23 protein-coding genes are annotated in these 26,249 nt (G+C 66.3%); 9 read left to right on the top strand and 14 right to left on the bottom strand.

From position 1 onward, the window contains the following. The first annotated feature begins 258 nt into the window (after nucleotides 1-258). Nucleotides 259-678: a 4a-hydroxytetrahydrobiopterin dehydratase gene (locus tag QX121_RS10350; protein ID WP_315811861.1), complete on the top strand. Its 420-nt coding sequence runs from the start codon at nucleotides 259-261 to the stop codon at nucleotides 676-678. Nucleotides 679-782: 104 nt separating this feature from the next. Next, nucleotides 783-1,196 (top strand): YkvA family protein, encoded by a 414-nt coding sequence (locus QX121_RS10345; protein ID WP_315740460.1) that lies wholly within the window; start codon nucleotides 783-785, stop codon nucleotides 1,194-1,196. Nucleotides 1,197-1,325: 129 nt separating this feature from the next. Here the strand turns inward: QX121_RS10345 and QX121_RS10340 are convergent, their stop codons facing one another. The 3 genes from QX121_RS10340 to QX121_RS10330 form a co-directional block, all read right to left on the bottom strand. Next, nucleotides 1,326-2,504 (bottom strand): TAXI family TRAP transporter solute-binding subunit, encoded by a 1,179-nt coding sequence (locus QX121_RS10340; RefSeq protein WP_315740459.1) that lies wholly within the window; start codon nucleotides 2,502-2,504, stop codon nucleotides 1,326-1,328. A 149-nt stretch (nucleotides 2,505-2,653) separates the two neighbouring features. Then, complete coding sequence (locus QX121_RS10335) at nucleotides 2,654-3,661, bottom strand: hypothetical protein (protein ID WP_315811860.1); 1,008 nt, start codon at nucleotides 3,659-3,661, stop codon at nucleotides 2,654-2,656. Nucleotides 3,662-4,176: 515 nt separating this feature from the next. After that, nucleotides 4,177-5,151, bottom strand: a complete 975-nt coding sequence (locus tag QX121_RS10330) for an NADPH:quinone oxidoreductase family protein (protein ID WP_315811859.1) — start codon at nucleotides 5,149-5,151, stop codon at nucleotides 4,177-4,179. Between the two features lie 264 nt (nucleotides 5,152-5,415). On the opposite strand from QX121_RS10330, the gene QX121_RS10325 reads away from it, so the two are divergent. The 5 genes from QX121_RS10325 (at nucleotide 5,416) to argG (ending at nucleotide 10,263) form a co-directional block, all read left to right on the top strand. Beyond that, nucleotides 5,416-6,027: an invasion associated locus B family protein gene (locus QX121_RS10325; RefSeq protein ID WP_315740456.1), complete on the top strand. Its 612-nt coding sequence runs from the start codon at nucleotides 5,416-5,418 to the stop codon at nucleotides 6,025-6,027. Between the two features lie 115 nt (nucleotides 6,028-6,142). After that, a complete protein-coding gene (gene rlmN, locus QX121_RS10320) occupies nucleotides 6,143-7,354 on the top strand; it encodes a 23S rRNA (adenine(2503)-C(2))-methyltransferase RlmN (protein WP_315811858.1) in 1,212 nt (403 codons plus the stop codon). Between the two features lie 157 nt (nucleotides 7,355-7,511). After that, entirely contained in the window at nucleotides 7,512-7,997 is a 486-nt protein-coding gene (locus QX121_RS10315) for a hypothetical protein (RefSeq protein WP_315740454.1), read from the top strand. Between the two features lie 46 nt (nucleotides 7,998-8,043). Next, nucleotides 8,044-8,823, top strand: a complete 780-nt coding sequence (locus tag QX121_RS10310; RefSeq protein ID WP_315758650.1) for a phosphatase PAP2 family protein — start codon at nucleotides 8,044-8,046, stop codon at nucleotides 8,821-8,823. 102 nt (nucleotides 8,824-8,925) lie between these two features. Next, nucleotides 8,926-10,263: an argininosuccinate synthase gene (argG, locus tag QX121_RS10305; RefSeq protein WP_315758649.1), complete on the top strand. Its 1,338-nt coding sequence runs from the start codon at nucleotides 8,926-8,928 to the stop codon at nucleotides 10,261-10,263. A 244-nt stretch (nucleotides 10,264-10,507) separates the two neighbouring features. Here argG and QX121_RS10300 read toward each other — a convergent pair whose 3' ends face one another. The 10 genes from QX121_RS10300 to sdhC form a co-directional block, all read right to left on the bottom strand. After that, complete coding sequence (locus tag QX121_RS10300) at nucleotides 10,508-12,610, bottom strand: OmpA family protein (protein WP_315811857.1); 2,103 nt, start codon at nucleotides 12,608-12,610, stop codon at nucleotides 10,508-10,510. A 244-nt stretch (nucleotides 12,611-12,854) separates the two neighbouring features. Then, nucleotides 12,855-13,073, bottom strand: a complete 219-nt coding sequence (locus tag QX121_RS10295) for a hypothetical protein (protein ID WP_315758646.1) — start codon at nucleotides 13,071-13,073, stop codon at nucleotides 12,855-12,857. Beyond that, the gene (locus tag QX121_RS10290; RefSeq protein ID WP_315778180.1) at nucleotides 13,073-13,558 is read right to left on the bottom strand and encodes a pyridoxamine 5'-phosphate oxidase family protein; all 486 of its coding nucleotides are present in this window, start codon (nucleotides 13,556-13,558) and stop codon (nucleotides 13,073-13,075) included. Before QX121_RS10290 ends, QX121_RS10295 begins: the two co-directional genes overlap by 1 nt. A gap of 86 nt (nucleotides 13,559-13,644) precedes the next feature. Then, nucleotides 13,645-14,472, bottom strand: coding sequence for an FkbM family methyltransferase (locus tag QX121_RS10285; RefSeq protein ID WP_315811856.1), 828 nt, complete (start codon nucleotides 14,470-14,472; stop codon nucleotides 13,645-13,647). A 118-nt stretch (nucleotides 14,473-14,590) separates the two neighbouring features. Beyond that, nucleotides 14,591-16,546 carry an ABC transporter ATP-binding protein/permease gene (locus QX121_RS10280; RefSeq protein ID WP_315811855.1) on the bottom strand — a complete coding sequence of 652 codons (1,956 nt, stop codon included), beginning with the start codon at nucleotides 16,544-16,546 and terminating at the stop codon, nucleotides 14,591-14,593. Between the two features lie 64 nt (nucleotides 16,547-16,610). Next, nucleotides 16,611-18,761: an ATP-binding protein gene (locus QX121_RS10275; RefSeq protein WP_315778177.1), complete on the bottom strand. Its 2,151-nt coding sequence runs from the start codon at nucleotides 18,759-18,761 to the stop codon at nucleotides 16,611-16,613. A 121-nt stretch (nucleotides 18,762-18,882) separates the two neighbouring features. Next, nucleotides 18,883-19,665 carry a succinate dehydrogenase iron-sulfur subunit gene (locus tag QX121_RS10270; protein WP_315740445.1) on the bottom strand — a complete coding sequence of 261 codons (783 nt, stop codon included), beginning with the start codon at nucleotides 19,663-19,665 and terminating at the stop codon, nucleotides 18,883-18,885. A gap of 48 nt (nucleotides 19,666-19,713) precedes the next feature. Beyond that, nucleotides 19,714-21,552 carry a succinate dehydrogenase flavoprotein subunit gene (gene sdhA, locus QX121_RS10265; protein WP_315778176.1) on the bottom strand — a complete coding sequence of 613 codons (1,839 nt, stop codon included), beginning with the start codon at nucleotides 21,550-21,552 and terminating at the stop codon, nucleotides 19,714-19,716. A gap of 3 nt (nucleotides 21,553-21,555) precedes the next feature. After that, nucleotides 21,556-21,930: a succinate dehydrogenase, hydrophobic membrane anchor protein gene (gene sdhD, locus QX121_RS10260; protein WP_315740508.1), complete on the bottom strand. Its 375-nt coding sequence runs from the start codon at nucleotides 21,928-21,930 to the stop codon at nucleotides 21,556-21,558. 20 nt (nucleotides 21,931-21,950) lie between these two features. Further along, a complete protein-coding gene (gene sdhC / locus QX121_RS10255) occupies nucleotides 21,951-22,349 on the bottom strand; it encodes a succinate dehydrogenase, cytochrome b556 subunit (protein ID WP_008965547.1) in 399 nt (132 codons plus the stop codon). 558 nt (nucleotides 22,350-22,907) lie between these two features. Between sdhC and QX121_RS10250 the strand changes: the two genes are divergently transcribed. Continuing rightward, on the top strand, nucleotides 22,908-23,165 hold the full coding sequence (locus QX121_RS10250; protein WP_315778175.1) for a hypothetical protein: 258 nt from the start codon (nucleotides 22,908-22,910) through the stop codon (nucleotides 23,163-23,165). A gap of 7 nt (nucleotides 23,166-23,172) precedes the next feature. Here the strand turns inward: QX121_RS10250 and QX121_RS10245 are convergent, their stop codons facing one another. Then, a complete protein-coding gene (locus tag QX121_RS10245) occupies nucleotides 23,173-24,699 on the bottom strand; it encodes a malonyl-CoA synthase (protein ID WP_315811854.1) in 1,527 nt (508 codons plus the stop codon). A gap of 187 nt (nucleotides 24,700-24,886) precedes the next feature. Here QX121_RS10245 and QX121_RS10240 point away from each other — a divergent pair, with 187 nt between their 5' ends. After that, nucleotides 24,887-25,645, top strand: a complete 759-nt coding sequence (locus tag QX121_RS10240; protein ID WP_315811853.1) for an SDR family oxidoreductase — start codon at nucleotides 24,887-24,889, stop codon at nucleotides 25,643-25,645. Nucleotides 25,646-26,249 lie beyond the last annotated feature (604 nt).

Here is a 26,249-nt window from a genome sequence, read left to right as displayed (position 1 = left end):
CAGGGCGCATCCGTGAGCGCTGCGCTGGCGTGGTCTGAGTATCTACCAGATTCCCGTCCTCCGGTGGTCCCAGGCCCGGGCGATGCCACAGGCGGCTTCGTCTGGCCACGTCGTCCTTCGATAGAGTTGAACTGTAGCAAATTTCTTGTCCGCCCGGCGTGACATCTGCGTCATGGTTACCATCGCACCAGTTACCGCAGGATCGGGACAGTTCCGAGTCCCTCCCGGCATGGCGCCTGTGACAAGGCTCTGATCGGGATGCGTTTTCGGCTAGTCTTGGCAACCGGACACCGGCGCGATCCAGCCGGAGGTAGCCCCGCAATCGCCCGGACGCTGCCACGTGTCCAGTCGATTGCACCACAAGAGGAGATCGAGATGCCGCAACGATTGTCGGCGGAGGCACGCGCCACCGCCCTGCGGGAGCTTCCCGACTGGTCCGAGCTGGAGGGCCGTGAGGCCATCGCCCGCACCTTCACGTTCAAGAACTTCAACGAAGCGTTCGGCTTCATGACCCGGGTCGCGCTGGTCGCCGAGAAGCACGACCATCATCCCGAGTGGCGCAACGTCTACCGCACCGTCGAGGTGGTCCTCACGACCCATGACGCAGGCGGCGTGACCACGCGCGACATCGAGCTCGCCAAGGCGATGGATGCGATCGCCGCAACGATCAGCGGCTGACGAATCCACGCGGATACGGGTGCCTTGCGGCCAAGGTCGCCGTCCCCACATGACAGCTCGAGCATGGCGCCTCCAGCGCCGTCTGGAACCGGAGATCGGACATCATGTCGGATGCGACCGACTACAACGTTGGCTTCGAGCCCGCGGAGCGGCTGGCCCGGGATCGCGAGACCCTTCGCCGCCGTTTCTGGATCAAGTTCAAGACGGTTGTCGCGCGGTTGCCGTTCGCCGAGGAGCTGCTTGCGGCGTATTACTGCGCCTTCGACAAGGAGACACCGCGGCACGTCCAGGTCGCCCTGCTCGGCGCCATCGCCTACTTCGTCGTGCCGTTCGACTTCATGCCTGACGTGTTGCCCATCCTCGGCTTCACCGACGACGCGGCGGTGCTCGCCACCGCCATCCGCATGGTCGCCTCGAACATCACGCCCGACCATCATGCCGCGGCCCGCGCCGTACTCGCGCGGCTGGCGGCAGACAAGAACGCTGACGTCGCGAAGGACGGCGAGAATATCGGCTGACGGCGGCTCGGGCCGGCAAGCCGGGTTCCCGCAGTCAGCGCCTCGGAAGGGCACAACGGCAAACAACAGCAAAAAGCCCCGCGTTCGCGGGGCTTTTCTCCTGATGGGACCTCGTTGAACGCTACGATCTCAGCGCTGGCCGCGCGCCTGGGCGCGGGCGCTGCCGGTCTTCTCGGCCTCCCAGGCCTGGTACTGCTTGAACAGTGCCTCGCGGTCGGCCTCGCTCGGCATCGCCCTGCCGGCGCTGCTCTGCTTCAGGAAGTCATCGAAGCGGTCGCGCTGTGCGCCTTCCATGGCATGGCTCTCCAGCCATTTGCTCGCGGACGGCAGCCGCTGCCAGCCGGCCAGCGGCGCCGACAGCGAGACCTCCTTCCACTTCGGATGGAACGGCGGATTCTGGAACGCCGGGAATTTGGTGAAGAAGGCATCGACGAAGGTCGCGAGCTTGCGATAGCGGTCGGTGTTCGGCGCCCAATTATAGGCGGCGAGCACGGCCGGCACCGCGATCGTGTCGACCTTCTCGCCCTCGGCGATCAGGTTCGGATAGTCCTTCGCGGTCAGGGTCGCCGGCAGGTAGTCGGTCTGCAGCGGTCGATCGTAATCGACGTTGACGAGATGGAAGCGCCCGTCGTTGACGAAGGTGCTGACCGACTTGTAGGGCTTGCCGCCGACCACGATGACGGCATCGAGCTCGCCGCGCTTCAGCTTCTCCATCGCGATGCGCTGCTCGATATAGGCGAAGTTGGCGCGCAGGCCCAACCGCTCGAACACCGTCAGCGCCGTGACGAAGGTGCCGCCATTCGGCAGGTCGACGCTGACCCGACGGCCTTCGAGGTCACGCAGCGTGCGCACCGCGCGCGGCGCGATGACCTGCATCTCCTCGTTGTAGAGCTTGGTGACGTAGGTGAACTGCCGCTTGATGTCCTTGGCGAAGCCCTTGCGCTCGAGATAGTCGAGCGTGTCGGCTCGGACGATGCCGAGATCGACACCCTGCAGGAACAGGATGTCGGCCACGCTCTGGACCGAGCCGCGGCCGACGATCGGCAAGACGCGCAGATTGTTGCCGTCATCGAGCAGCGAGGCCAGGTCGGCGCCGAACTGCACATAGGTGCCGCCGATGGTGCCGGTGATGAGCGTCACCGTGTTGGCGTTCAGCGCCTGCTTGGTCTGCACCGAGCCGAACTGGAAGATCGCCTTGAGGCTGTCGCTCACCTTGGCGGGGTCGAACTCGCCTTCCTCGGCGTGGGCAGCAAAGCCGCACGCTATCATCATCATTGCGGCTACGGCCGCTCCAACAACACGTCGCATCTGTCCCCCTCGATGTAAGGTTGGCACATGTTTACGAGCCGGAACGCGGGCAGCACCAAGTCTCGCCTGGCGTCGCCCATGAACGGACTCGAAAATCACGCGTGAAACAAAAAAATGAAACGGGGCGGCATCGCTGCCGTCACGAGCGTTCAGTTCTGCAACTGATCGAGCCTGCGCTGCGCTTCGGTCGAGCCGAGCTGGGCGGCGCGGCGGTACCAGTTGCGCGCCGCAGCCGGATCGGCATTGATGTTGCGGATGTCCTTCGTTCCCAGCACGTGCGGATCGTAGGTCTGCGCAAGCATCAGCGCCGCGGCCGGTTCTTGCGCCTCGGCGGCGCGCTCCAGCAGCAGTCGCGCCGGCGGGATGTCACCCGCGGCCAGCAGGCTCTTGGCGCGTTTCATGATGCCCGCGAGCTCGTCGGGATCGAGCCGGCGGACCTGCGCGGGCGGCGGAGCAGCGGTCACGGCGCCGAGGCCGGGTGCGACGATTGCCGATCCCGCGCCAGGCGAATTGATCGAGGATGGCTCCATCGCGCTCGGGGCCGGCGCGGCCGGTGCCGTGGCGAAGCTCGGTGGTGCTGCAGCCGGCGCGGGCTGCGTCACGCTACGATTCTGCAGCGCTGTCTGGTAGGCGTTGGCGATGTCGTCACGCGTCGGGGCCACGGCTGCCGTCTGCACCGGCGCCGCCGCAGCCGGCGGCTCGGGCGGCAGTCGCGCCGGCTCGTTCAGCTGCATGTCGCGCGCGGTGAGCTGCGTGTTGGTGGCCTGCGGCGGGGCCGTCGGATCCGGCGTGGCGCCGATGATGGACGCCTTGGCACTGGCGATCAGGTCGCGCGTCGCATCCGAGGTGACAAGCGCGAAGAGCACCGCGACGCCGGCCGCAGCCACCACGGCGAGAAGAATCCGGGACGAGACCGACACGCGGCGGGTCCGCACCGGCCACTGGTCCTCGAAATGCGTGCTGTCGATCTGATTGCCGCTCTCATACTCAGAGAGGAACATCGGCATCGATTCGTCGTTTGGATAGTTGTCCTGGGTCGACCGGCCGAAACGATAGTTCGGTGGGCGCTCCTGAGGGAGTTCATCGGGGAAAGGCCTGAAGTCAGGCTCCGAAGGAGTTCTGTTGTTGAAACGCCCGCGCGTCGTCCGCTCAGCCATGGCCTTCATCCCCATCTCAACTTCACGCAACATACTTTTGGTCCCAAGCCCGTCAGAAGCTCGAGACACGTCACGATTGCCAGAGGCACCCCACTGCCGACAACTAATTGACTAATTGAATCCGACTAAAAGTGGACGAGAGCCGGCATGATTCTGGAAATATTTTGATCTGATTGTGGCAACGCGAGTGCGACATCGCACCGCACCAAATCCAGAAACGTCGAAATAACAACAGCCAAGCCCTACAATTTACCATGCCACAATGTGGCTCGGTTGCGTTAACCAAGAAACGCTCGTTTTCGGATTTTCTGCTTCCGGTTGCGAATCCGTGACGCCGGCGCGGCAGCCCGCAGAACAAATTTGGGGCGCCTCGCAGCGCGAGGATGTCACAGCGACCTCGGGCCGGCTCGAGCAAGCCGTCCGCAGAGCAGGCAGGGCTCTGCTCGGTTTGGTTGCGCGGATCAGGGCGAGGCTACCCCGGGGATACGCACCCCGGGCGCCTTCATTGCACGTCCTCAGGGGTGCAGGATCACCTTGCCCATCGCCTGGCGGCCGGCGAGCACCTTCAAGGCATCGGCGGTCTGCGCCAGCGGGAAGGTGCGGTCGACATGCGACGACAGCTTGCCCTCTGCGGTCCACCGCACGAGCTTTTCAAGGTTGGCGCGGTTCTTGGCGGGGTTGAGTCGGGTCCAGGCGCCCCAGAACACGCCGCGGATATCACAGCCCTTCAGCAGCGCGAGGTTCAGCGGCATTTTCGGGATGTCGCCGGCGGCGAAGCCGATCACCAGGAAGCGGCCCTCCCAGGCGATGGAACGCAGCGCCGCCTCGGCGTAGGCACCACCGACGGGATCGAAGATGATGTCGGCGCCCTTGCCGTCGGTGAGCCGCCGCAGCCCCTCCTTGAGATCCTCCTTGGCGTAGTTCAGCGTCAGCGTCGCGCCGTGCTGCCTGGCGAATTCGAGCTTCTCGTCCGAAGAGGCACAGGCGATGACCTTCAACCCCATCAGCTTGCCCAGCTCGCAAGCCGCAAGGCCGGTGCCGCCGGCCGCGCCGAGCACGGCCAAGGTCTCGCCCGGCTTCGGACTGGCGCGATCCTCCAGCGCATGCAGCGCAGTGCCGTAGATGATGATGATGCCGGCGGCGCGGTCGAAATCGAGATTGTCCGGGATCTTGACGATCGACGCTGCTGGCAGCGCGATCTTCTCGCGCGCGCCGTTATGGCCGCAGGAGGCGACGACACGGTCGCCGACCTTCAGGTCGGTGACGCCATCGCCAACGCTTTCGATGATACCCGCGACCTCCGCACCCGGCGAGAACGGGAACGGCGGCTTGATCTGGTACTTGCCCTGGATCATCAGGATGTCGAAGAAGTTCAGCGCCGCCGCCTTGATCGCAATCACAGCCTCGCCGGGACCGGCCATCGGATCGGGCACCTCGGTGAGGACGAGATCGTCGGGCTGGCAGAATTGCGAGCAGAGAATGGCTTTCATTGGCGCTCCTTGGTCGTTGATGCCGGATCGGAGGTCCGGCTTTGGGAACGTCATGCCGGATTTGCCGCCGCGCCACAATCATCATGAGGCCGCGGCATGTGCGCGGCGCCGGTTCGAGGACGCGGAGCGCCGGACAATCCAGGTCTGCGGCCTTTGCAAGCGAAGCGTTTAGCCGCTATCCATCGCGACCAAGGATCAGCGATTCCGGGCCATTTTCCAGTCACAATATTGGTGGAACGAAGTCGCGGGGGAACTCAACGTATCATGTTGTTCGGGCGATTGTTGACAACGCTGGTCGGCAGCGTGCTGCTGTTCGGAGCACCGAGCCTCGCTGCGGCACAGAGCGCTGCGCCGAGGGCCGCCGCTCCGCAATCGAAGGCGGCACCGAAATCGGAACCGAAGCCAGCCGTCCCGAATATCGGGGGGGCGGAACCGACGCTGATCGGACAGTTCGGCGGCTGGGGCGCCTATACCGCGATGCCCGGCGGCAAGAAGGTTTGCTTCGCGCTGGCCAAGCCGACATCTTCCAAGACCAATCCGCCCAACCGTCCGCGCGATCCAGCCTATGCCTTCGTGTCGACGCGGCCCTCCGAGAAGGTCTTCAACGAGGTCTCGATCATGATCGGCTATGCGCTCAAGCCCGGATCCGACGCCGCGGTGGAAGTCGGCGGCGCCTCCTATGCCATGTATACCCAGGGCGACGGGCTCTGGATCAAGAACGCCGCCGAGGAAGAGCGGATGGTCGATGCCATGCGCAAGGCGCCCGAGGCGGTGGTCAAGGGCGTCTCGGTCAAGGGCACGGAAACCACCGACGTGTTCTCAATGAAGGGCCTGGCCCAGGCGCTCGACCGCATCGCGCAGGATTGCCGCCGGTAGACGGCAGCCGCCGATACCGCTCGCCGGGCGGGTCGCATTTGCCGGCCGGATCGTTATATATGCCCGCTGAAAGCCTTCGGCCGCCGCGGCCGGGCAGCACTTTGGGCCCATCGACATGGCAACGACTGCCGGGCTGCGCGATTCCTCCGCGCCCCTCGAAAAGACTCCGCTCGAAACCTACGTCCCGCCGGCGAAACCTTCGCTGATCGGCCTGTCGCGCGCGGAGCTGGCGGCCAGGCTCGGCGACATCGGCGTGCCCGAGCGGCAGCAGAAGATGCGGGTGCAGCAACTATGGCACTGGATCTATTTCCGCGGCGCCAGGTCGTTCGACGAGATGACATCCGTGTCGAAGGACACGCGCACCGCGCTTTCCGAACGTTTCACGGTCGAGCGTCCCGAGGTCGTGGCCGAACAGATTTCCAACGACGGCACCCGCAAATGGCTGCTGCGGCTGCCGAGCGGCGACGATCTGCAGAAGGCCCACGAGGTCGAGTGCGTCTACATCCCCGAGACCGATCGCGGCACCTTGTGCGTCTCGTCGCAGGTCGGCTGCACGCTGAACTGCGCGTTCTGCCATACCGGTACGCAGCGGCTGGTCCGCAACCTCACCGCGGGCGAGATCGTGGGCCAGGTCATGGTGGCGCGCGACCGGTTGAACGACTGGGCCGACCGCGAGACCCCGCTCGGCAACCGGCTGATCACCAACATCGTCATGATGGGGATGGGCGAGCCGCTGTACAATTTCGATGCGGTGCGCGACGCGCTGCTGATCGTCTCGGACAACGAGGGCATCGGCATCTCCCGCCGCCGGATCACGCTGTCGACCTCGGGCGTGGTGCCGAACATCAAGCGCGCCGGCGAGGAGATCGGCGTGATGCTGGCGATCTCGCTGCACGCCGTGCGCGACGAGCTGCGCAACGAACTGGTGCCGCTGAATCGCAAATATCCGATCCAAGAGCTGCTGCAGGCCTGCCGCGACTACCCGGGCGCCTCCAACGCGCGGCGCATCACCTTCGAATATGTGATGCTCAAGGGCGTCAACGATTCGCTCGATGACGCCAGGCTGCTGGTCAAGCTGCTCAAGGGCATCCCGGCCAAGATCAATTTGATCCCGTTCAATCCCTGGCCCGGCTCGGCCTATGAGTGCTCGGACTGGGAGCAGATCGAGAAGTTCTCCGAATACGTCTTCAACGCCGGCTACTCCTCGCCGGTGCGCACGCCGCGCGGCCGCGACATCCTCGCCGCCTGCGGCCAGTTGAAGTCGGAGACGGAGAAGCTGTCCGCGCGGGAGCGTCAGGCACTGCGCGCGATGGCGATGACGGATTGATGATTGATCGCGGCTGCATCTCCGAACAAGATCGTCATGCCCGGGCTTGACCCGGCCACCCATCAATTCATCGACTGAATGATGGATGGCCGGCTCAAGCCGGCCCATGACGGGCGAAGAAAGCGGGGCCTCGCTTGGGTAACACGGGTCTAAAGCCATGGCGCTGATTGGCCGTCTCTTCGTGATCGCTTTCGCCTTTCTCGGCGCGTGCTTCCTCGCGGGGCTGATCGTCGTGACCGCGATCCTGTTTCCGGAGTTCGCCGATCTCGGCAACGGCCCGATCGATCAGGGCGCGTTCGAGGTCATCATCGGCTTCGGCTTCATCTTCGTGTCGGGCTTCGCGCTGATCCCGGCGCTGCTGATCTCACTGATCACCGAGGCGTTCTCGATCCGCAGCGTGGTTGCTTATGCGATCGGCGGCGGGGTGGTCGGCGCAGCCTGCTATCTCGGTCTCGTCCCGTTCGATCCCGAGACCTTCCGCTTCGAAGGCATCGTGCGCCGCCATCTCGAGATCCTGACCGGCGCCGGCATCGTCGGCGGACTGGTCTATTGGCTGATTGCCGGGCGCAACGCCGGCCGCTGGCGCGAGCCGCCGCCGCGTCTGCCGCCACCGCCACCATTGCCGTCGGGATCGCCACGTTGAGCCGCCGGCCTTTCCATCGCCGCCTGCTTTCGCTAAACCGCGCGTCATGAACCGGACCGGTCTCTTCATCGCATTGTCGCTCGCGCTCGTCATCGGCGTGCTGTTCGGCGTCTATCCCGAGCTCGATCTCAAGCTGGCCGCGCTGTTCTACGATCCGCGCACGCGCAGCTTCCCCTTGAAGCTCGACGGCTATGCCGCGTTCGCGCGCGATGCCGCGATGTGGCTCGCCTGGGGCATCGCGCTGCCGTCCATCGTTGCGCTGGTGGTGAAGCTCATCCGTCCCGACCGGCCCCTGCTGGTGAAGGGCCGCACCATGGCGTTCCTGCTGCTGACCTTGTCGCTCTCGGCCGGCGTGCTCACCAATTTCACCTTCAAATCCTATTGGGGCCGGCCGCGCCCGGTTGTCGTGGCCGAGTTCGGCGGCGACATGCAGTTCGTGCCGTGGTGGGATCCGCGCGGCGGCTGCGGCCGCAATTGCTCGTTCTTCTCCGGTGAGGGTGCCACCGCATTCTGGACCCTGGCGCCGGCCGCGCTGACGCCGCCGGCGATCCGGCCCGTCGCCTACGGCGCCGCCGTCCTGTTCGGCCTCGCCACCTCGGTGTTGCGGATGGCCTTCGGCGGCCACTTCCTCACCGACATCGCCGCCGCCGGCCTCGTCACCTTCATCGTGATCTGGCTGCTGCACGGCTACATCTACCGCTGGCCGTCCACCCGCCTCACCGACGCCGGCATCGACGCCGCGCTGACCCGCTTCGCCTGGCCGGGCTTCCGGCTGATGCGCCGGCTGTTCGGCCGCCGCCAGCCAGACACCAGCCCCGCGGCCTGAGCGCGGCGCGAAACCGATTAATCGCGTGCCGATCGAGGCTAAATCTGCTATTCGCGCCCGAATTTCTGAACGGCACAGCCCTAAACACTGGTTGGACTCCCCATGACCACGATCCTGAAAAGCCTGCCCAAGGGCGAGAAAGTCGGCATCGCCTTTTCCGGCGGCCTCGACACCAGCGCCGCGCTGCTCTGGATGAAGCAGAAGGGCGCGCGCTGCTTTGCCTACACGGCCAATCTCGGGCAGCCCGACGAGTCCGACTACGACGAGATCCCGCGCAAGGCGCTGAGCTTCGGCGGGGAGAAGGCGCGCCTCGTGGATTGCCGCACTCAGCTGGTGCATGAGGGCATCGCCGCGATTCAGTCGGGCGCCTTCCACATCTCGACCGGCGGCATCACCTATTTCAACACCACGCCGCTCGGCCGCGCCGTCACCGGCACCATGCTGGTCGCCGCGATGAAGGAGGACGGCGTCAACATCTGGGGCGACGGCTCGACTTACAAGGGCAACGATATCGAGCGGTTCTACCGCTACGGCCTGCTCACCAATCCCAATCTCAAGATCTACAAGCCCTGGCTCGACCAGCAGTTCATCGACGAGCTCGGGGGCCGCGCCGAGATGTCGGCGTTCCTGACCGCCAACGGCTTCAATTACAAGATGAGCGCCGAGAAGGCGTATTCGACGGACAGCAATCTGCTCGGCGCCACCCACGAGGCCAAGGATCTCGAGAGCCTCAGCAGCGGCATCCGCATCGTCAATCCGATCATGGGCGTGCCGTTCTGGCGCGAGGATTGCGCCGTGAAGCCGGAGACGGTCGTGGTCCGCTTCGAGGAGGGTCAGCCGGTCGCGTTGAACGGGCAGACCTTCAGCGATCCCGTGGCGCTGTTCCTGGAGGCCAACGCGATCGGCGGCCGTCATGGTCTCGGCATGAGCGACCAGATCGAGAACCGCATCATCGAGGCCAAGAGCCGCGGCATCTACGAGGCGCCGGGCATGGCGCTGCTGCACATCGCCTATGAGCGGCTCGTCACCGGCATCCACAACGAGGATACGATCGAGCAGTACCGCATCAGCGGCATGCGCCTCGGTCGCCTGCTCTATCAGGGCCGCTGGTTCGATTCGCAGGCCCTGATGCTGCGCGAGACCGCGCAGCGCTGGGTAGCGCGCGCCGTCACCGGTGAGGTGACCCTGGAGCTGCGCCGCGGCAACGACTACTCGATCCTCAACACCGAGAGCCCCAACCTGACCTACCAGCCGGAGCGGCTGAGCATGGAGAAGGTCGAGGACGCCGCCTTCACGCCTGCCGACCGCATCGGCCAGCTGACGATGCGCAATCTCGACATCACCGACACCCGCTCCAAGCTGAAGCTCTATTCGGACACGGGCCTGCTGTCGGGATCGGAAGGCGCGGAGATCTTCCAGCTCGGCCACGACAAGAGCTGAGTTGGAGCTGTCGAGCGCAATCCGCCCCGTCTCCACCGCTGTCGTCCCTGCGAACGCAGGGACCCATATCCACCGACTGACATGGTGAGAGCCGGCTGCGGCTCCAGCCGTCGCAAAACTGGATCCTGTGAGTATGGGTCCCCGCGTTCGCGGGGACGACACCGAACAGGACGAAACGGATTGCCACTTACAAAAATGGCCGGGATCGCTCCCGGCCATTTTCATTTTCAGATCGGACGCAACCTCAGCGCGGCGGTGCCACGCCCGGAGGCGGCGGCGGCAGCGCGGCCTGGCCGCCATTGAGCAGCGGCGTGATGCGGCGGACCGTGACGCGCCGGTTGATGCGGCTCGGCCCCTGCGTCTGCTCCTTCAGATACTGCTCGCCATAGCCCTGCGAGGTCAGATTCTCCGCGGGGACGCCAAACTGCTGCGTCATCAGCGTGGCGACCGATTCGGCTCGGCGATCCGAGAGCGACAAATTGTCGGTCTCGTTGCCGACCGCGTCGGTGTGGCCTTCGATCAGGAAGACCTCGCGCGGGTTGCGCTGGATCGCCTGGTTGAGGCCGTCGGCGATGACCTGCAGCTTCGCCACCTGGTCGGGACCGATCTCCCACGATCCGGTTTCGAAGGTGATCGTGTTGAGATCGATCGACGGCATCAGCTGGCGCACCGACGGGGAGTAGCGGACCTCGTCCAGCGAGTAGCGGCGCTGGACGCGCTCCACCGGTGGCGCGATCAGCGTGTCGTAGATGACATCCGGCGGCGCCTCCTCGGCGTCGACGATGTAGCGGTTGTAGGGGATGCGGATCTCCGGCGGCGGCAGGTCGACATAGAAGCCGCCGACCGCGGCGGGATCGCGATAGGCGTTGTCGATGATGATGATCTCGCGGCCGCCGATATCGCGGCGGATGCGGCGCAGCAGCCGGCCGTCGGCGGCCGTGACCGTGATGATCTGGCTACCGTCGGGGCGGATCACCACCGTGCGCATCTCGCCGCGATCCTCCCGCTGCACGCGGATGTCACGCGCGCCGTAGCGGAAGCGCTCGAGCTCGTCGTGACGCACGAAGGACTGGCCGCTCGGATCGCGCACGATGACGCGTCCCGGCTCGTAGATCAGCGTGCGACCGCCCTCCTGGACCTCGCGGCGCTGGCCGCGGAAATCGTCCAGCCGCTGCGGCCCAGCCATCGGCGCGCCCGGCGCGATCGGTGTGAGCTGCTGTGCCGTCGGCGGTGGCGGCGCCGGGATGGGCGCAGTGACCTGCGGCGGCGGCCGATTGGACATGGCCGGGGGTCCGGCGGGCGGCACAGCGCCCGGACCGGCCTGCGGCGCGCCGGCGGGTCCCGGCCCCGGTCCAGCAGCACCGGGACCTGCCGCTGGAGGCGGCGCACCCGGAGCGCCTGGAGGCGTTCCCGGACGTCCGCCGGGCGGCGGGCTGCCGGACGGCGTGCCTTGCTGCGACGGCGTCTGGGTGGCCGCAGGCGCGGGTGGCGCCGGCGGGGTTCCCGGAGCAGGCGCGACCGTACCGGCCGGCGCGGTGGGAGCACCCCGCGGCGGGGGCCCGCCTTGCGGGGAGCCAGGCGGCGGGCCACCAGCGCCCGGCCGGCCTCCCGGCGCCGGTCCACCCGGAGCGGGAGTCGGCGCGGCGGAAGGCTGCGGCGACGGGCTTGCGGCCGGCGGCGAATGGGGCGGCGTCGCGCCAGCCGGGGGCGGCGGCGTTCCAGGCCGCTGAGTCGGCGCCGCACTTGGAGGCGGAGCTGGAGGCGGAGGCGGAGCAACCACGGGCGGCGAGGGCGGCGTCGGCCGTGATGGTGCCGCAGCGGGCGGCGGCGGAGCAGGCGGAGCCGCCGGACGCGGAGGCTCGCGCACCACGGGCGGCGGAGCCGGCGGATGCGCGGGAGGCGCAGCGGCCGGGGGCGGCGGCGGTGTCGGACGCGGCGGAGGAGCCGCAGGCGGCTCTGCGCGCGGCGGCGGCGGTGCGGGGCGCGGTGGCTCCGCACGCGGTGGCGGCGGGGGAGGTGGCGGGGGCGCGGGCCGCGGCGCCGCTGCCGGGGGAGGCGGCGGGGGAGCAGGACGAGGCGGAGCCGCCGCGGGTGGCGGCGGAGCTGCAGGCGGTGCCTGGTGGGGCGGTGCAGCGGCCGGCGGCGGGCCACCCGGCCGCTGCGGCGGGCCTGGCGGTTGACCATGCGGCGGTTGCTTGGGCCGACCGTCCGGGCCGACCTCGCCGCCGGGGCCGCCTGGACCCTGCGCCATGATCATCGGCGCGCTTTGCGCGCGGGAGCCGGAGCTCATTAGTTGCATCGCCGACAGCGCAGTCGTCGCCAGCAGCAGGACGCGAAGTTTGCTCATGTGTCTTGTTTTCCCGGAACGATCTTTTTCAAGCACGGAGAGATCAACGAGTATGCGTTAGGCCGGATTGTGGCGCAGTTCAAATCCGCAGGCGGATTTATTTCGACGCGAAACCACCCCCGCAGGGCCGCCATTCAGGTTTCATTCAGTCTTGATTTTCAAGGACTTGGCCCAATCGCCGAAATGCGGGACCGGCGCACGGCCAGCCCCTTCGCAGGCGATCATCATGACCACTCAATCGCGGTCAATCCGTGGCCGGATTGGGCGTGGTCGGGCCGAGTGGCCCTCGGCCAGGGATCTCGTCTGGCGTCTGCCCGGGCAGCTCGCGCGGGGGCGCCGGCGCATCGGGTTCGTACACCGGCGGCGGAATGTCGGGCTGCGGATTGCCGACCGGATCCTCCGGCGGCGGTTCGACCGGGCGGCCCGGCGTCGCCGGCGGAATCTCTGGCGGTTCGATCGGCATCACATCGCAACCTTTCGATGGTCGCCGAGGTCGGGACGCGTGCCGCTGACGGCGGCCGCCGCCATCTTGACGTAGCGCACGATGGTGCCGGGCGAGTCCCAGAACTCGGCGTCGTCAGGCGTGATCTTCAAGAGGCGGATGTTCGGATCCTCGGCGCTGTCCCACCAGGCCTTGGCCGGCGTCGAGAACAGCTCTCGGATCTTGCCGCGATCGTTGGAAATGGCCGCGGTGCCCGTCAGCGACACGTATTTCTGGCTGCCGACGTCTGCGAACGACAGGTTGACCTCGGGCGAGCGCGCGATCTCCTCGTCCTTGTGATGCCGCGCGTCAGTGAGAAAGTAGATCATGTTCTCGTCGCGCGCGAGATAGGCGCTCATCGGCCGTGCCCGCAGCCTGTCACCGTCGCGGGTGACCAGCATCGCGAAGCCGATCTTCTTCATCAGGTCCCAAACGCGACCCTGGTCGCGCGCGTCGTCGTTGCTCATGGCCGGCTCCCTCAATGTCAGGGACGACAACGCCGCGTGGGGCGCCGATGTTCCGGACGTATTGGGGACGGCGACAGAATGCCGATTCAGCCGCGCAGCAACAGCGTGTTGCTGCGCGTGCGGCCGCATTCGCGGTAGCCGCGACCGAGCATGTCGGCGAGACAATCGTTCTGCCATTCGTCGCGCGACAGGTGTTCGATGACAACGGCCCGCGGCCACAACGCGGCAGGCGCGTCACGGAAGAAGCAGGTCAGCACGCGGTCCTCGAAGCCTTCCACGTCGATCTTCAGCGCATCGACCGTGGTCGCTCCGGCCTGTTCGAGGATGGTCTGCAGCCGCAACGACGGGACCTTGAATGCTTCAGCACCCGCCTCTCCGGTCACGATGTGGCTGGCGCCGAGATTGTCGCCATCGGTCTCGATCATCACCTCGCCGTCGCTCTCGCCTGCCGCCGCCGCGACGAGCTTGACCTGGGACAGCGCGGACGCATCGCGATTGAAGCTCAGCCGCGCATGCGTGACCGGATGCGGCTCCACTGCGATCACGAGACCGCCCGGCCCGACGTGACGCGCGAGCGGCAAGGCGAACGTTCCGACATTGGCGCCAACGTCCACCACCACGCCGCCCGGCGGAACGTGGCTGCGCAGGAAATCCAGCTCCTCACGATTGTAGTCGGGATTGAACAGCGCACCACGTTCGGTCGCACTGACCTGATGATAGAAGCGGAAATTGGCGCCCTGATAGCCGACATCCAGAGGACCTGCCCCCAGCACGTTGACGACGCGCGTCAACATCGGCCGGAACGCGCCGCGCTTCAGGCCGGAGCCGTGCGCCAGCCGGATCACCAGCGCCTGGGCGGCATTCGGAGCGAAGGCACCAAAGGAGGGCGGAGAAGGATCGTTGTCGGGCGTCAAGGTCGCGTCCTGGGCTGAGGGCGACGTGTGATAGCCGGTTTCGCCGCGATCTCCAATGCAGGCGGCGTGGCCGCATTGTGTCGTCACCAGGACCGCGCTGAGGCAACACCCGAGCCGCTCAGGCCGCCTTGCGCTGACGCAGGAAGCGGCCGATCAGGCGACGCCGTCCCTTGCGCGGAATGAGATCAATGTCGCTGACGAGCTTGGCGCCGCCCTTGCGCCGCTCGAGCACGATCTTGCGGCTGTGGAAGGCCTCCAGCTCGGCGCGATGCGCCACGCTGATGATGGTGGCCTTCGGCAGCTCGCTCGTCACGATCTCCATCATCCGGTCCTGGCTCTTCTCATCGAGCGCGGAGGTGGCTTCATCGAGCACGACGATGTCGGGGCTGTGCAGCAGCAGGCGCGCGAAGGCGAGACGCTGCTTCTCGCCGCCGGAGAGCGTCTGATCCCAGGGCGCGTCCTCCTCGATCTTGTCCTTGAGATGGTCGAGACCGACCTTGTGCAGGGCTTCGCCGACCTGCGCCACGCTCCAATCCTCGGCAGCCCCGGGATAGGCGACGGCCCGGCGCAGGGTGCCCGATGGCACGTAGGGCCGCTGCGGCAGCATGAACAGCTTGCGGTCGGGGTGGAAGTTGATGCTGCCGCCGCCCCACGGCCACAGCCCGGCGATGGCGCGCACGAGCGTGCTCTTGCCGGTGCCGGATTCGCCCGCGACGAGCAGGCGCTCGCCGGGATCGACCACGACCTCGGTCTCGCCGACCACGGCGGTGCCGTCGTCGAGGGTCACCTGCAGATCATTCAGGCTGAGCATCGCGTCGCCGGAGGTCTCGCCGCGCTTGATGCGGCCGATGCCGTCGCCTCTCTCCGCACGCTCCAGCGCATCGAGCGACATCATCAGCGAGGCGATGCGGCGGGCACAGGCATTCCAATCCGCGAGCCGCGGATAGTTGTCGACCAGCCAGCCGAACGCGGTCTGCACGATCGTGAACGCGCTCGCCGCCTGCATCACCTGCCCGAGCGTCATGCTGCCGTCGAGAAATTTCGGCGCGCACAGCAGCAGCGGCACGACAGGGGCGATGAGGCTGGAGCCCTGCGACACCAGGGTGGTGCGCATGTGCTGGCCGGCGAGCCGCGCCCATTGCTGCAGCACGTTGCCGAACGTCCGGTCGATGCCGGCGCGCTCTTCGGTCTCGCCGCCGAGCAGGGCGATGCTCTCGCCGTTTTCGCGGACGCGGGTCAGGGTGTAGCGGAAATCGGCCTCCGCCTGGTTCTTGTCCTCGGAGACCTGCACGAAGCGGCGGCCGATCGTCATGATCGAGCCCGAGGCGATGGCGGCGTAGGCGATCGCGGCGATGACCAGAAAGCCGGGAATGGTGATCTCAGTTGCGCCGAGATGCAGCGTCAGCGCGCCGCCGATGGTCCAGAGCACGACGATGAAGGTCGCAGCCGACAACAGCGCCGAGGTCACGCCGGCGATGAAGTCGACCGGCGAATCGGTCGCGATGCGCAGGTCCTCGGCGATCCGGTATTCCGGATTCTTGTGGTCGCCGCTGACGAGATTGAGCTGATAGTAGCGCCCGCTGGCCAGCCAGCGGGTGACGACGCTGTTGGTCAGCCAGGCACGCCAGCGCCGCTGGATCGACATGCGCGCATAGACCTGGGTGACGCCGAGAATGACGCTGCCGATCGCAAGCGGGAAGAAGATCGCGGTGAGATGAAAGACGGTCGCCGAATCGCGCTTCTCGATAGCGTCGAAGATCGACCGATTCCAGACGTTGATGCCGTACTGAAATCCGACAGTCGCAACGATCAGAAACAGCAGCCCGAGCGTGAACGCCCACGCCAGACGGTCGCCGCTCTTGCCCCAATAGCCGCGGGCGCTGATCCAGAACCGGGTCAGCAGATAGCGCTTGCGCAGTTGCTCGGCCTCTTCGGGCGACAGCTCCGGATCGGCCTCCACCAATTCGGGCGGCGGCGGCTCGACCTGGGTACCATTCTCAGCGGCGATCTCGATGATCGGCGCCTTCTCGGGCGCCTGTCCCCCCGGCCGCGCGATGTCCTGAACCTGTCCCATTCCGCGATAACAGCAACGCAACCAGAAGGTTCCCACCCGGGTTCCCGCGCAATTCGCGGCGCTTTCAGGGCACCTGCGTGTTCGGCGCCATCGGTGGGGCGCGATACAGCGGCACGGGAACGACCTTGTGCAGCACACGCGACAGTTCCTCGATCGAATAGGGCTTGCGCAGCAGCTCGAAGCCGTGCGTGCCCCGCTGCACCAGCACATGGCTGTAACCGCTCGCCAGCACGACCGGCACGTTGAGCTCGAGCCGCCTGATTTCCTCGGCAAGCTCCAGCCCGGTCATGCCGGGCATCACGACATCGGTGAAGACGACGTCGAACCGGCTGGTGCCGCCGATCAACTCCTCCAGCGCGTCTCTGGCGTTGTCGACCAGCGTGGTGCGATAGCCGAGCTCGGCCAGCGCTTCGGTCGCCGATCTGCCGACGTCGATGTTGTCCTCGACCACCAGCACCGACATGCCTCGACCGCCGATCGGCTCCGCATGGCTGCCGTCCTCGCCACGCTGCACTTGGGCAGGAGCGACGCGCGGCAGATAGAGCGTGAACGTCGCGCCGCGACCCTTTTCGCTTGTGACCCCGATTTCGCCGCCGGACTGCTTGGCGAAGCCAAACACTTGCGAGAGACCGAGGCCGGTGCCCTGGCCGATGGTCTTGGTCGTAAAGAATGGCTCGAAGATGCGTCCGAAATGCTCCGACGGGATGCCGACGCCGGTGTCCTGGACAGTGATGGCGACATAGCCCAGCGGCGGACGGTCGTGCGGCGCCGACGGCGTCGGCAGCGCCGCTGCTGGGGCGACGGTAATGCTGAGACGTCCCTGGCCGGCCATCGCATCGCGGGCATTGACGGCCAGGTTGATCAGTGCCGTCTCGAACTGGCCGGCGTCGGAATTAACGTAGCACGGCTCGTCGGGAACGGAGACCACGACCTCGACGCGCGACCCGACCAGGGTCTTGGTCATGTCGCGCAGGGCGACGACGCTGCGGCCGATGTCGAAGACCTCCGGCTTCAGCGTCTGGCGCCGGGCGAACGCGAGGAGCTGCGACGTGAGCTTCGATGCGCGCGCCACCGTATCCGAGATCGCGTCGATATAGCGCTGCCGCCGCTCATCAGCCAGATTCGGCCGGCGCAACAGATCGGCCGAGGCCCGGATCACGGTCAGCAGATTGTTGAAGTCGTGCGCGACGCCGCCGGTCAGTTGTCCCAGCGCCTCCATGCGCTGACCGTGCTTGAGCGCATCCTCGGCTTCGAGGCGGCGGGCGGCCTCGACATGCAGGCGCTCGGTCCGCCGCCGGGCAAGGGCCAGGAAGACGATGAGCAGCGCGGTTGCCGGGATGCCGAAGATGAGGTGCCGGCCGATCGTGCCGAGCCAGCGGTTGCGGATGGTCGACGTCGCCAGCCCTGCCGAGACGTAGACGGGATAGCCACCGAGCCGCTGATAGCCGACGAGACGCTCAACGCCATCGACCGGCGAGATCTCGGTCACGAGCTGCTCCGTATCTGCGGCCCCGGCGGGGACGTCGCTGGGGTCCGCGGCCGTGCTTCTCCCGGCGGCCGGGAAGCGCGCCAGAATGAGGCCATCGAAGCGGCGCAGCGCGAAGTAGCTGCCGGGCGCCCGGCCGATCCGGGCATAGAAGTGCTCGAAATAATCCGGAAGCACCGAAGCCTGGATGATGCCGGTGAAGCTGCCGTCGTCGCTCTGGCGGCGGCGGCTGATGCTGAAAAACGGCGCGCCCTGATAGGGCGGCCGCGGCGTCAACTGCGCGCCGATGAAGGTGCCGATGCTGTCCTTGACGTGGGCACTAAAGTAGTCGCGGTCGAGGAACGTCATGTCCGGCGCCGGATAGATCATGCTGTTGACCAGCGGCCGGCCATTGGCGTCGAACACCCAGGCGGACTTCATCTGCGGCAGCGCATCCGATAATTGCCGCAACCGGGCATGCAGCACCTGCTCGCGCGCCTTGATATCGGCATCCGACAGGTCGCGGACGACCTCGTCGATCTCCGAGAGGCTGCGTTCGATGGTCTCGAACACCTTCAGCGCGTGCTCGTGGACGATTTCGAGCGAGCGGCGGATCTCGCGATCGGCCTCCTCATATGTCGTGCCGTGGGATACGTAGGCCGCGATCACGAACAGCGCGACGGGAAGCGCGAGGGACGCGATCATCATCCAGCGCAGCATCGTCAGCGATTTGCGTTGTGCGGTCTGCACGGTCGCTCCGGCTTCAAAGGGCCACGAGCTTAACGCAATCGACGGCAGCTACAAACTAGCCGCGCCCGGAACTTGCACCAGTTTCGGGCGTGGAAGATCAGATCGAAAGTGGTCGGCCCGGCTAGATCTGCCGCTCGACCAGCTTGAGCTTCAGCTCCGCGATCGCCTCGGCCGGGTTGAGCCCCTTCGGGCAGGCCTTGGCGCAGTTCATGATGGTGTGGCAGCGATACAGCCGGAACGGATCCTCGAGGTTGTCGAGCCGCTCGCCGGTCGCCTCGTCGCGGCTGTCCTTGACCCAGCGGTTGGCCTGCAGCAGCGCGGCCGGACCGAGATAGCGCTCGCTGTTCCACCAGTAGCTCGGGCACGAAGTCGAGCAACAGGCGCACAGGATGCACTCGTAGAGGCCGTCGAGCTTCTCGCGATCCTCGTGGCTCTGCCGCCATTCCTTCTGCGGCGTCGGCGAGGTCGTCTTCAGCCAGGGCTCGATCGAGGCGTATTGCGCGTAGAAATTGGTGAGGTCCGGCACCAGGTCCTTCACGACAGGCTGGTGCGGCAGCGGGTTGATCTTGACCGCGCCGTCCTTCACGTCGTGCATCGACTTGGTGCAGGCCAGGGTGTTCTGGCCGTCGATGTTCATCGCGCAGGAGCCGCACACGCCCTCGCGGCAGGAGCGGCGGAAGGTCAGCGACGGATCGATGTGGTTCTTGATCCAGATCAGCCCGTCCAGCACCATCGGGCCGCAATCTTTGACGTCGACGTAATAGGTATCGACGCTCGGATTCTTGCCGTCGTCCGGATTCCAGCGATAGACCTTGAACTCGCGAACCTCGGCGGCGCCGGCCGGCTTGGGCCAGGTCTTGCCGCCGGTGATCTGAGAATTCTTCGGAAGTGCGAACTCAGCCATTTCGGAAGGCCTTCTTGGGTTTGACGGACGGGCTCAGGTCACACGCGATCAGTACACGCGCGCCTTCGGCGGAATGTACTGCACGTCGTTGGTCATGGTGTAGTTGTGCACCGGACGGTAATCGATCGTGGTCTTGCCATCCTTGCTGTCGATCCACGCCAGCGTGTGCTTCATCCAGTTCGTGTCGTCGCGATCCGGGAAGTCCTCGCGTGCATGGGCGCCGCGGCTCTCGGTCCGGTTCGCCGCCGAGTCCATCGTCACGACCGCCTGCGCGATCAGATTGTCGAACTCCAGCGTCTCGATCAGGTCGGAATTCCACACCAGCGAGCGGTCGAACACTGCGATGTCGCCGATGCCGCCATACACCTTGTGAATCAGGTTGTGGCCTTCCTGCAGCACCTCGCCGGTGCGGAACACGGCACAGTTGGTCTGCATCACGTTCTGCATGCTTTCGCGCAGCTTCGCGGTCGGCGTGCCGCCGGAGGCGTGGCGATAATGATCGAGCCGGCCCAGCGCCTTATCGGCGGAGTCCTTCGGCAGGTCCGGCTGCTTGCCGTTCGGCGTCAGCTTCTCGGCCAGACGCAGCGCCGCCGCGCGGCCGAACACCACGAGGTCGATCAGCGAGTTCGAGCCGAGCCGGTTGGCGCCGTGCACGGAGACGCAGGCCGCCTCGCCCACCGCCATCAGGCCGGGCACGATCGCGTTGTCGTCGCCGTCCTTCTTGGTCAGCACCTCGGCGCGATAGTTGGTCGGGATGCCGCCCATGTTGTAGTGCGCGGTCGGCACGATCGGGATCGGCTCGCGCGTGACGTCGACATTGGCGAATATCTTGGCGGATTCGGAGATGCCGGGCAGGCGCTCCTGCAGCACCTTCGGATCGAGATGGTCGAGATGCAGGAAGATGTGGTCCTTCTTCCGGCCGACGCCGCGGCCTTCGCGGATCTCGACGGTCATCGCGCGCGAGACGACGTCTCGCGAGGCGAGGTCCTTTGCGGACGGCGCATAGCGCTCCATGAAGCGCTCGCCCTCGGCGTTGACGAGATAGCCGCCCTCGCCGCGCGCACCTTCGGTGACAAGACAGCCCGAGCCATAGATGCCGGTCGGGTGGAACTGCACGAACTCCATGTCCTGCAGCGGCAGGCCGGCGCGCAGCACCATGCCGCCGCCGTCACCGGTGCAGGTGTGCGCCGAGGTACAGGAGGCATAGGCCCGACCATAGCCGCCCGTCGCCAGGATCGTGGTCTGGGCGCGGAAGCGGTGCAGCGTGCCGTCATCGAGCTTGAGCGCGATGACGCCACGGCAGACGCCCTGGTCGTCCATGATCAGGTCGATGGCGAAGAACTCGATGAAGAACTCTGCGGCGTGCCGCAGCGACTGGCCATACATAGTGTGCAGCATGGCGTGGCCGGTGCGGTCGGCGGCGGCGCAGGTGCGCTGCGCCTGGCCCTTGCCGTAGTCCAGGGTCATGCCGCCGAACGGCCGCTGGTAGATCTTGCCGTCCTCGGTGCGCGAGAACGGCACGCCCCAATGCTCGAGCTCGTAGACCGCCTCGGGCGCGTTGCGCACCATGTACTCGATCGCGTCCTGGTCGCCGAGCCAGTCCGACCCCTTGACGGTGTCGTACATGTGCCAGCGCCAATCGTCCTGATGCATGTTGCCGAGCGAGGCCGAGATGCCGCCCTGCGCCGCCACCGTATGCGAGCGGGTCGGGAACACCTTGGTGATGCAGGCGGTGCGCAGGCCCGCCTCGCTGCAGCCGACGACCGCGCGCAGGCCGGCGCCGCCGGCGCCGACCACGACGACGTCATAGGTGTGGTCCTCGATCGGATATGCTTTTCCGTTCGTCGCGGGCGCGCCGTTCGCGCTGCCATTTGCTCCGCCGGCCATGGCCTAGACTCCAGTGGAAAGTTTGATGAGGGCGTAGATCGAGGCGAGCGCCACGGTCACCGCGAAGAAGTTGTTGGCCATGATCGCGACGAGCTTGAGCGGCTCGCTGTGCACGTAGTCCTCGATCACGACCTGCATGCCGATCTTCATGTGCCAGCAGCTCGCGATCACGAACAGCAGCATGATCACCGCAATCGGAATCGAGCCCAGGATCTGCGCCGCGCCGGCCTGGTTGCGGCCGAGCAGCATGATCACCACGATCACGACCGGCACGATCAACAGGGTCATCGCGACCGCGGTGATGCGCTGGCGCCAGAAATCACCGGTGCCCGAATGGGCCGCGCCGAGGTTGCGGACGCGGCCGAGCGGGGTGCGCATCGACTTCGCGCGTGCGTTGCTCATCGGCCGCCTCCCACTGCGTAAGCCACGATCCAGACCAGGACAGTCAACGTGATGCCCCCGATCAGGGCGCCCCAGGTGAGCGTCTCGCGCTCATTGGGCTTGAAGCCGTAGCCGAGGTCCCAGACGAAGTGGCGGATGCCGGACAAGAGATGGTGCAGCAGCGCCCAGGTGTAGCCGAACACGATCAGGCGGCCGAGGAAGCTGCCCATGAACCCCTGGACGTAGGAGTAGGCGCTGGGACCAGACGCGGCGGCGATCAACCACCAGGCCAGCAGCAGCGTCCCGAAATATAGTGCAACCCCGGTGGCGCGATGGACGATCGAGAGGATCATCGTCAGCGTCCAGCGGTAGGTTTGCAGATGCGGCGAAAGCGGTCGTTCGATCCTGGCTGTCATTGGTTGCTTTGATGATTTCTTGTGGGCCGTGAACGGAAGGGGCTTGCGGCCATGTGGATCGGCAAGGCGGGGTTTATTTACGGAGAAGGAACAGGCGTTGCAACGAACAAATCGCCCAAAACCGAACGACGATTCAGTGCTAGGCGACCGGTGGAAAAAGGACCAATGGCCGCCGTGGTATACCAGAAACCCATCCTGACCGGATATGACGAACCATCGTTCATTCTTATCTCCTCACCAAGGCCGTTACCAACGCGGCGAGACTGTTGAATAGCGCCGACTGTCGAGCACTGATTCACCGCTTAACCTCGGTCTTGAGGAAGCGGGTTTCGCGACAAGAGCCAGTGCCATCTGACGATTCTGCAAACCTGCCCGGAGCGATACGCGGAGCAACAACCTGCGTCGGCGACCGCCTGCGCTGCAGCAAATCTCCCTCGATCTCCCAGGTTCCTCGCCGCGCACACGGCCCCTTCGCCGGTCGATTTTGCCGCATGTCGCCGCCCGGCGAAGCGGCTTAGTCTTAGGCGACATGCAACAGACGCGGTGCAGGGAGCCTTGATGCCGCTGCCGACGGTCCGACCGACAACCACCGAACGCCCGGCGGCACTGCCGGCGCGCAAGGTGTCGTCGCACGAGCCCGCCGAGGAGCCGTTGACCTGCGTGCTCGGCTTCACCGCCTCCGGCCTGTTCGCCGCCTGTCTCGCATTCGCCATCCAGCACGAGATCGCCTCGCTCGCCGTGCTCGAATTCGTGCTGATCTGCGCCGCGCCGCCGCTGGCCGCGCTCGCCGGCCTCGCGATCGGACGACGGCGCTAGGCCGCCGTCACTTCGTGTAGATGTCCTTGTACTGGTCACGCAGCACGTTCTTCTGCACCTTGCTCATCGCATTGCGCGGCAGCTCGTCGACCACGAACACGCGCTTGGGCATCTTGAATTTCGCCAGTCGGCCGTCGAGGCCCTTGAGCACGCCGGCCTCGCTGACATCAGCCCCCGGATGGCGCACCACGACCGCGGTGACACCTTCGCCGAAATCAGGATGCGGCACACCGATGACGGCGGACTCGACCACGCCCGGCATGGCGTCGATCTCGCTCTCGATCTCCTTCGGGTAGACGTTGAAGCCGCCGGAGATCACGAGGTCCTTGCCGCGGCCGACGATGTGGACGTAGCCCTGTTTGTCGATCTTGCCGAGATCGCCGGTGATGAAGAAACCATCGTCACGGAATTCCGACTTGGTCTTCTCAGGCATCCGCCAATAGCCCTTGAACACGTTCGGGCCCTTCACCTCGATCATGCCGATCTCGTCGCGCGCGAGCTCCTTCGCCGTCTCGGGATCGGTGACGCGCACCGAGACTCCGGGCAGCGGGAAGCCGACCGCGCCGGGCACGCGCTCGCCCTCGTAAGGATTCGACGTGTTCATGTTGGTCTCGGTCATGCCGTAGCGCTCGAGCACGGCATGGCCGGTCCGCGCGAACCATTCGCGATGGGTATCGGCGAGCAGCGGCGCCGAGCCGGAGATGAACAGCCGCATGTGGCTGGTCGTCTCCTTCGACAGCCGCGGGTTCTGCAACAGGCGCGTGTAGAACGTCGGCACACCCATCAGCACTGTGGCGCGCGCCATCAGGTTGATGATCAGGTCCGGATCGAGCTTGGGCAGGAAGATCATCGACGCCCGCGCGAACAGCGTGACGTTGCTGGCCACGAACAGGCCATGGGTGTGATAGATCGGCAGCGCGTGGATCAGCACGTCGTCCTTGGTGAAGCGCCAGTAGTCGATCAGGGTCAGCGAGTTCGAGGCGAGATTGTCGTGAGACAGCATCGCGCCCTTGGAGCGGCCGGTGGTGCCCGACGTATAGAGAATGGCGGCGAGATCGTCGGCGCCGCGCGGCACGGTGGTGAAGGCGGAGCCGGCCTTGTCGGCGGCTTCCGTCAGCGAGCCCGTGCCTGACGCATCGAGCGTTTCCACCTTGGCGCCGACCTTGGCCGCCAGCGCGCCGATGCCTTCGGCCTTCGCGGGATCGCACACCACGACGGTCGGCTCGGCGTCGCCGATGAAATAGTCGAGCTCGTTGAGCGTATAGGCGGTGTTGAGCGGCAGATAGACGCCGCCGGCGCGCACCGTGGCAAGATAGAGCACGAGGCCGGACACCGACTTCTCGGTCTGCGCCGCGACGCGATCACCCGGCTTCACACCACGGGCCACCAGCACGTTCGCCATCTGGCCTGCCCGCGCGATCAAATCGCCATAGGTGATGCGCTGGCCGTCGTGGGTCTCGATCGCCAGGCGGCTGGGATCGTCGAGGCCATCGAACAGGCGAGAGAACAGATTGGCGTTGGCGGCTTGGTTCATGCAACATTCCCCTGGGAGCATCGGCAGGCCGGCAGTGCCAGCCGGCGGAACATCATGCTCGACGAAGACGAAAAGGGCCGGGACAGCGAACAAGACCGGTGACATCGCAGTCACCACGGTCGCCATCTCTGATCGAGGCTGCTCTAGCAAAAACGCCCTTTCGAAGGCAACCGGGAGACGCTGGGATATGGTCAAGGGAAAACGGATCGCGTGGATCACCGGTGGCGGCACCGGAATCGGCGAGGCCGGCGCACTGGCGCTCGCGGCCGACGGCTGGATGGTGATCGTCTCGGGCCGGCGCACGGCCGCGCTCCAGGCCGTGGTGGCCAAGATTGCCGCGGCCGGCGGCACGGCCGAGGCCGTGCCGCTCGATGTCGCCAAGGCCGCCGACGTACAGGCCGCGGCCGATGCCATCCTGGCGCGGCACGGCCGCATCGATCTGCTGGTCAACTCGGCCGGCGTCAACGTGCCGAAGCGGCGCTGGGACGACCTGACGATCGATGGCTGGAACCAGCTGGTCGAGATCAATCTCAACGGTGTGCTCTACTGCATGAAGGCGGTGCTGCCGGCGATGCGGGCGCAGCAGGATGGGACCATCATCAACGTCTCGTCGTGGGCCGGCCGCCATGTCTCGAAGATGCCGGGACCGGCCTACACCTCGACCAAGCACGCGGTGCTGGCGCTGACGCACTCGTTCAACATGGAGGAATGCGTGAACGGCCTGCGCGCCTGCTGCCTGATGCCCGGCGAGGTCGCCACGCCGATCCTGGAGCAGCGCCCGGTGGTGCCGAGCGCCGAGGAGCAGGCGCGGATGCTGCAGCCGGAAGACCTCGGCCGCACCATCGCGTTCGTGGCCAACATGCCGCCGCGCGTCTGCGTCAACGAGATCCTGATCAGCCCGACATGGAATCGCGGGTTCATTCAGACGCCGGGCAACAGGGATTGAGGAGCGCTGGATATCAAGCACGGCGAGCGCGCCTACAGCCCAGGACTTGGTCGTACGCGACCAGGTCCGCAACTTCGGTTCGGGCAAATACCCGGCAATGTCCTGACCGTTCAGGGGCCCCAGCGCAAGCTGGGGCCCCTCTCTTTATCATTGAGATCGTGAGGGCCAAGCGCGCGCCAAATAACCGGCGTCGTCCCTGCGAACGGGACCCATACCGCATGGTGTTTGTAAGGGGCAGGCTGCGAGTCCCGTGCAAGACAACTGAACCCTGTGGTTATGGATCCCGGGTCGGCGCGCTTCGCGCTTGCCCGGGACGACAGCTGTGGTTGGCGCGCCCGTCGTTGCCTCCGAGACGCAGATCGAAGGCGAACGATCTCGTTCTCGCGACACGATGCGCCCGAGCTGTGCTGAAACTCACCGCCCTCGAATCATGAGGGCGCGGGGAAGGCCGGGCGCTGGCCGCGCCCGTGGCCCGCCTGCGAAAGAAAATGCAGGCGGCAGGTACCACAGGTCTGGCCGAGAACACCGGTGGATTCAATTGGTCGTCGCAACACTCGATGAGGAGATTGCGATGGGCATTCGAAAGAAACGGTCAACGCGGGGC

The sequence above is a fragment of the Bradyrhizobium sp. SZCCHNR2028 genome, assembly GCF_032380995.1.
Taxonomy (GTDB): domain Bacteria; phylum Pseudomonadota; class Alphaproteobacteria; order Rhizobiales; family Xanthobacteraceae; genus Bradyrhizobium.
Note: the sequence above shows the minus strand (reverse complement) of the source record. Positions and strands in the feature narration are given on the sequence as shown.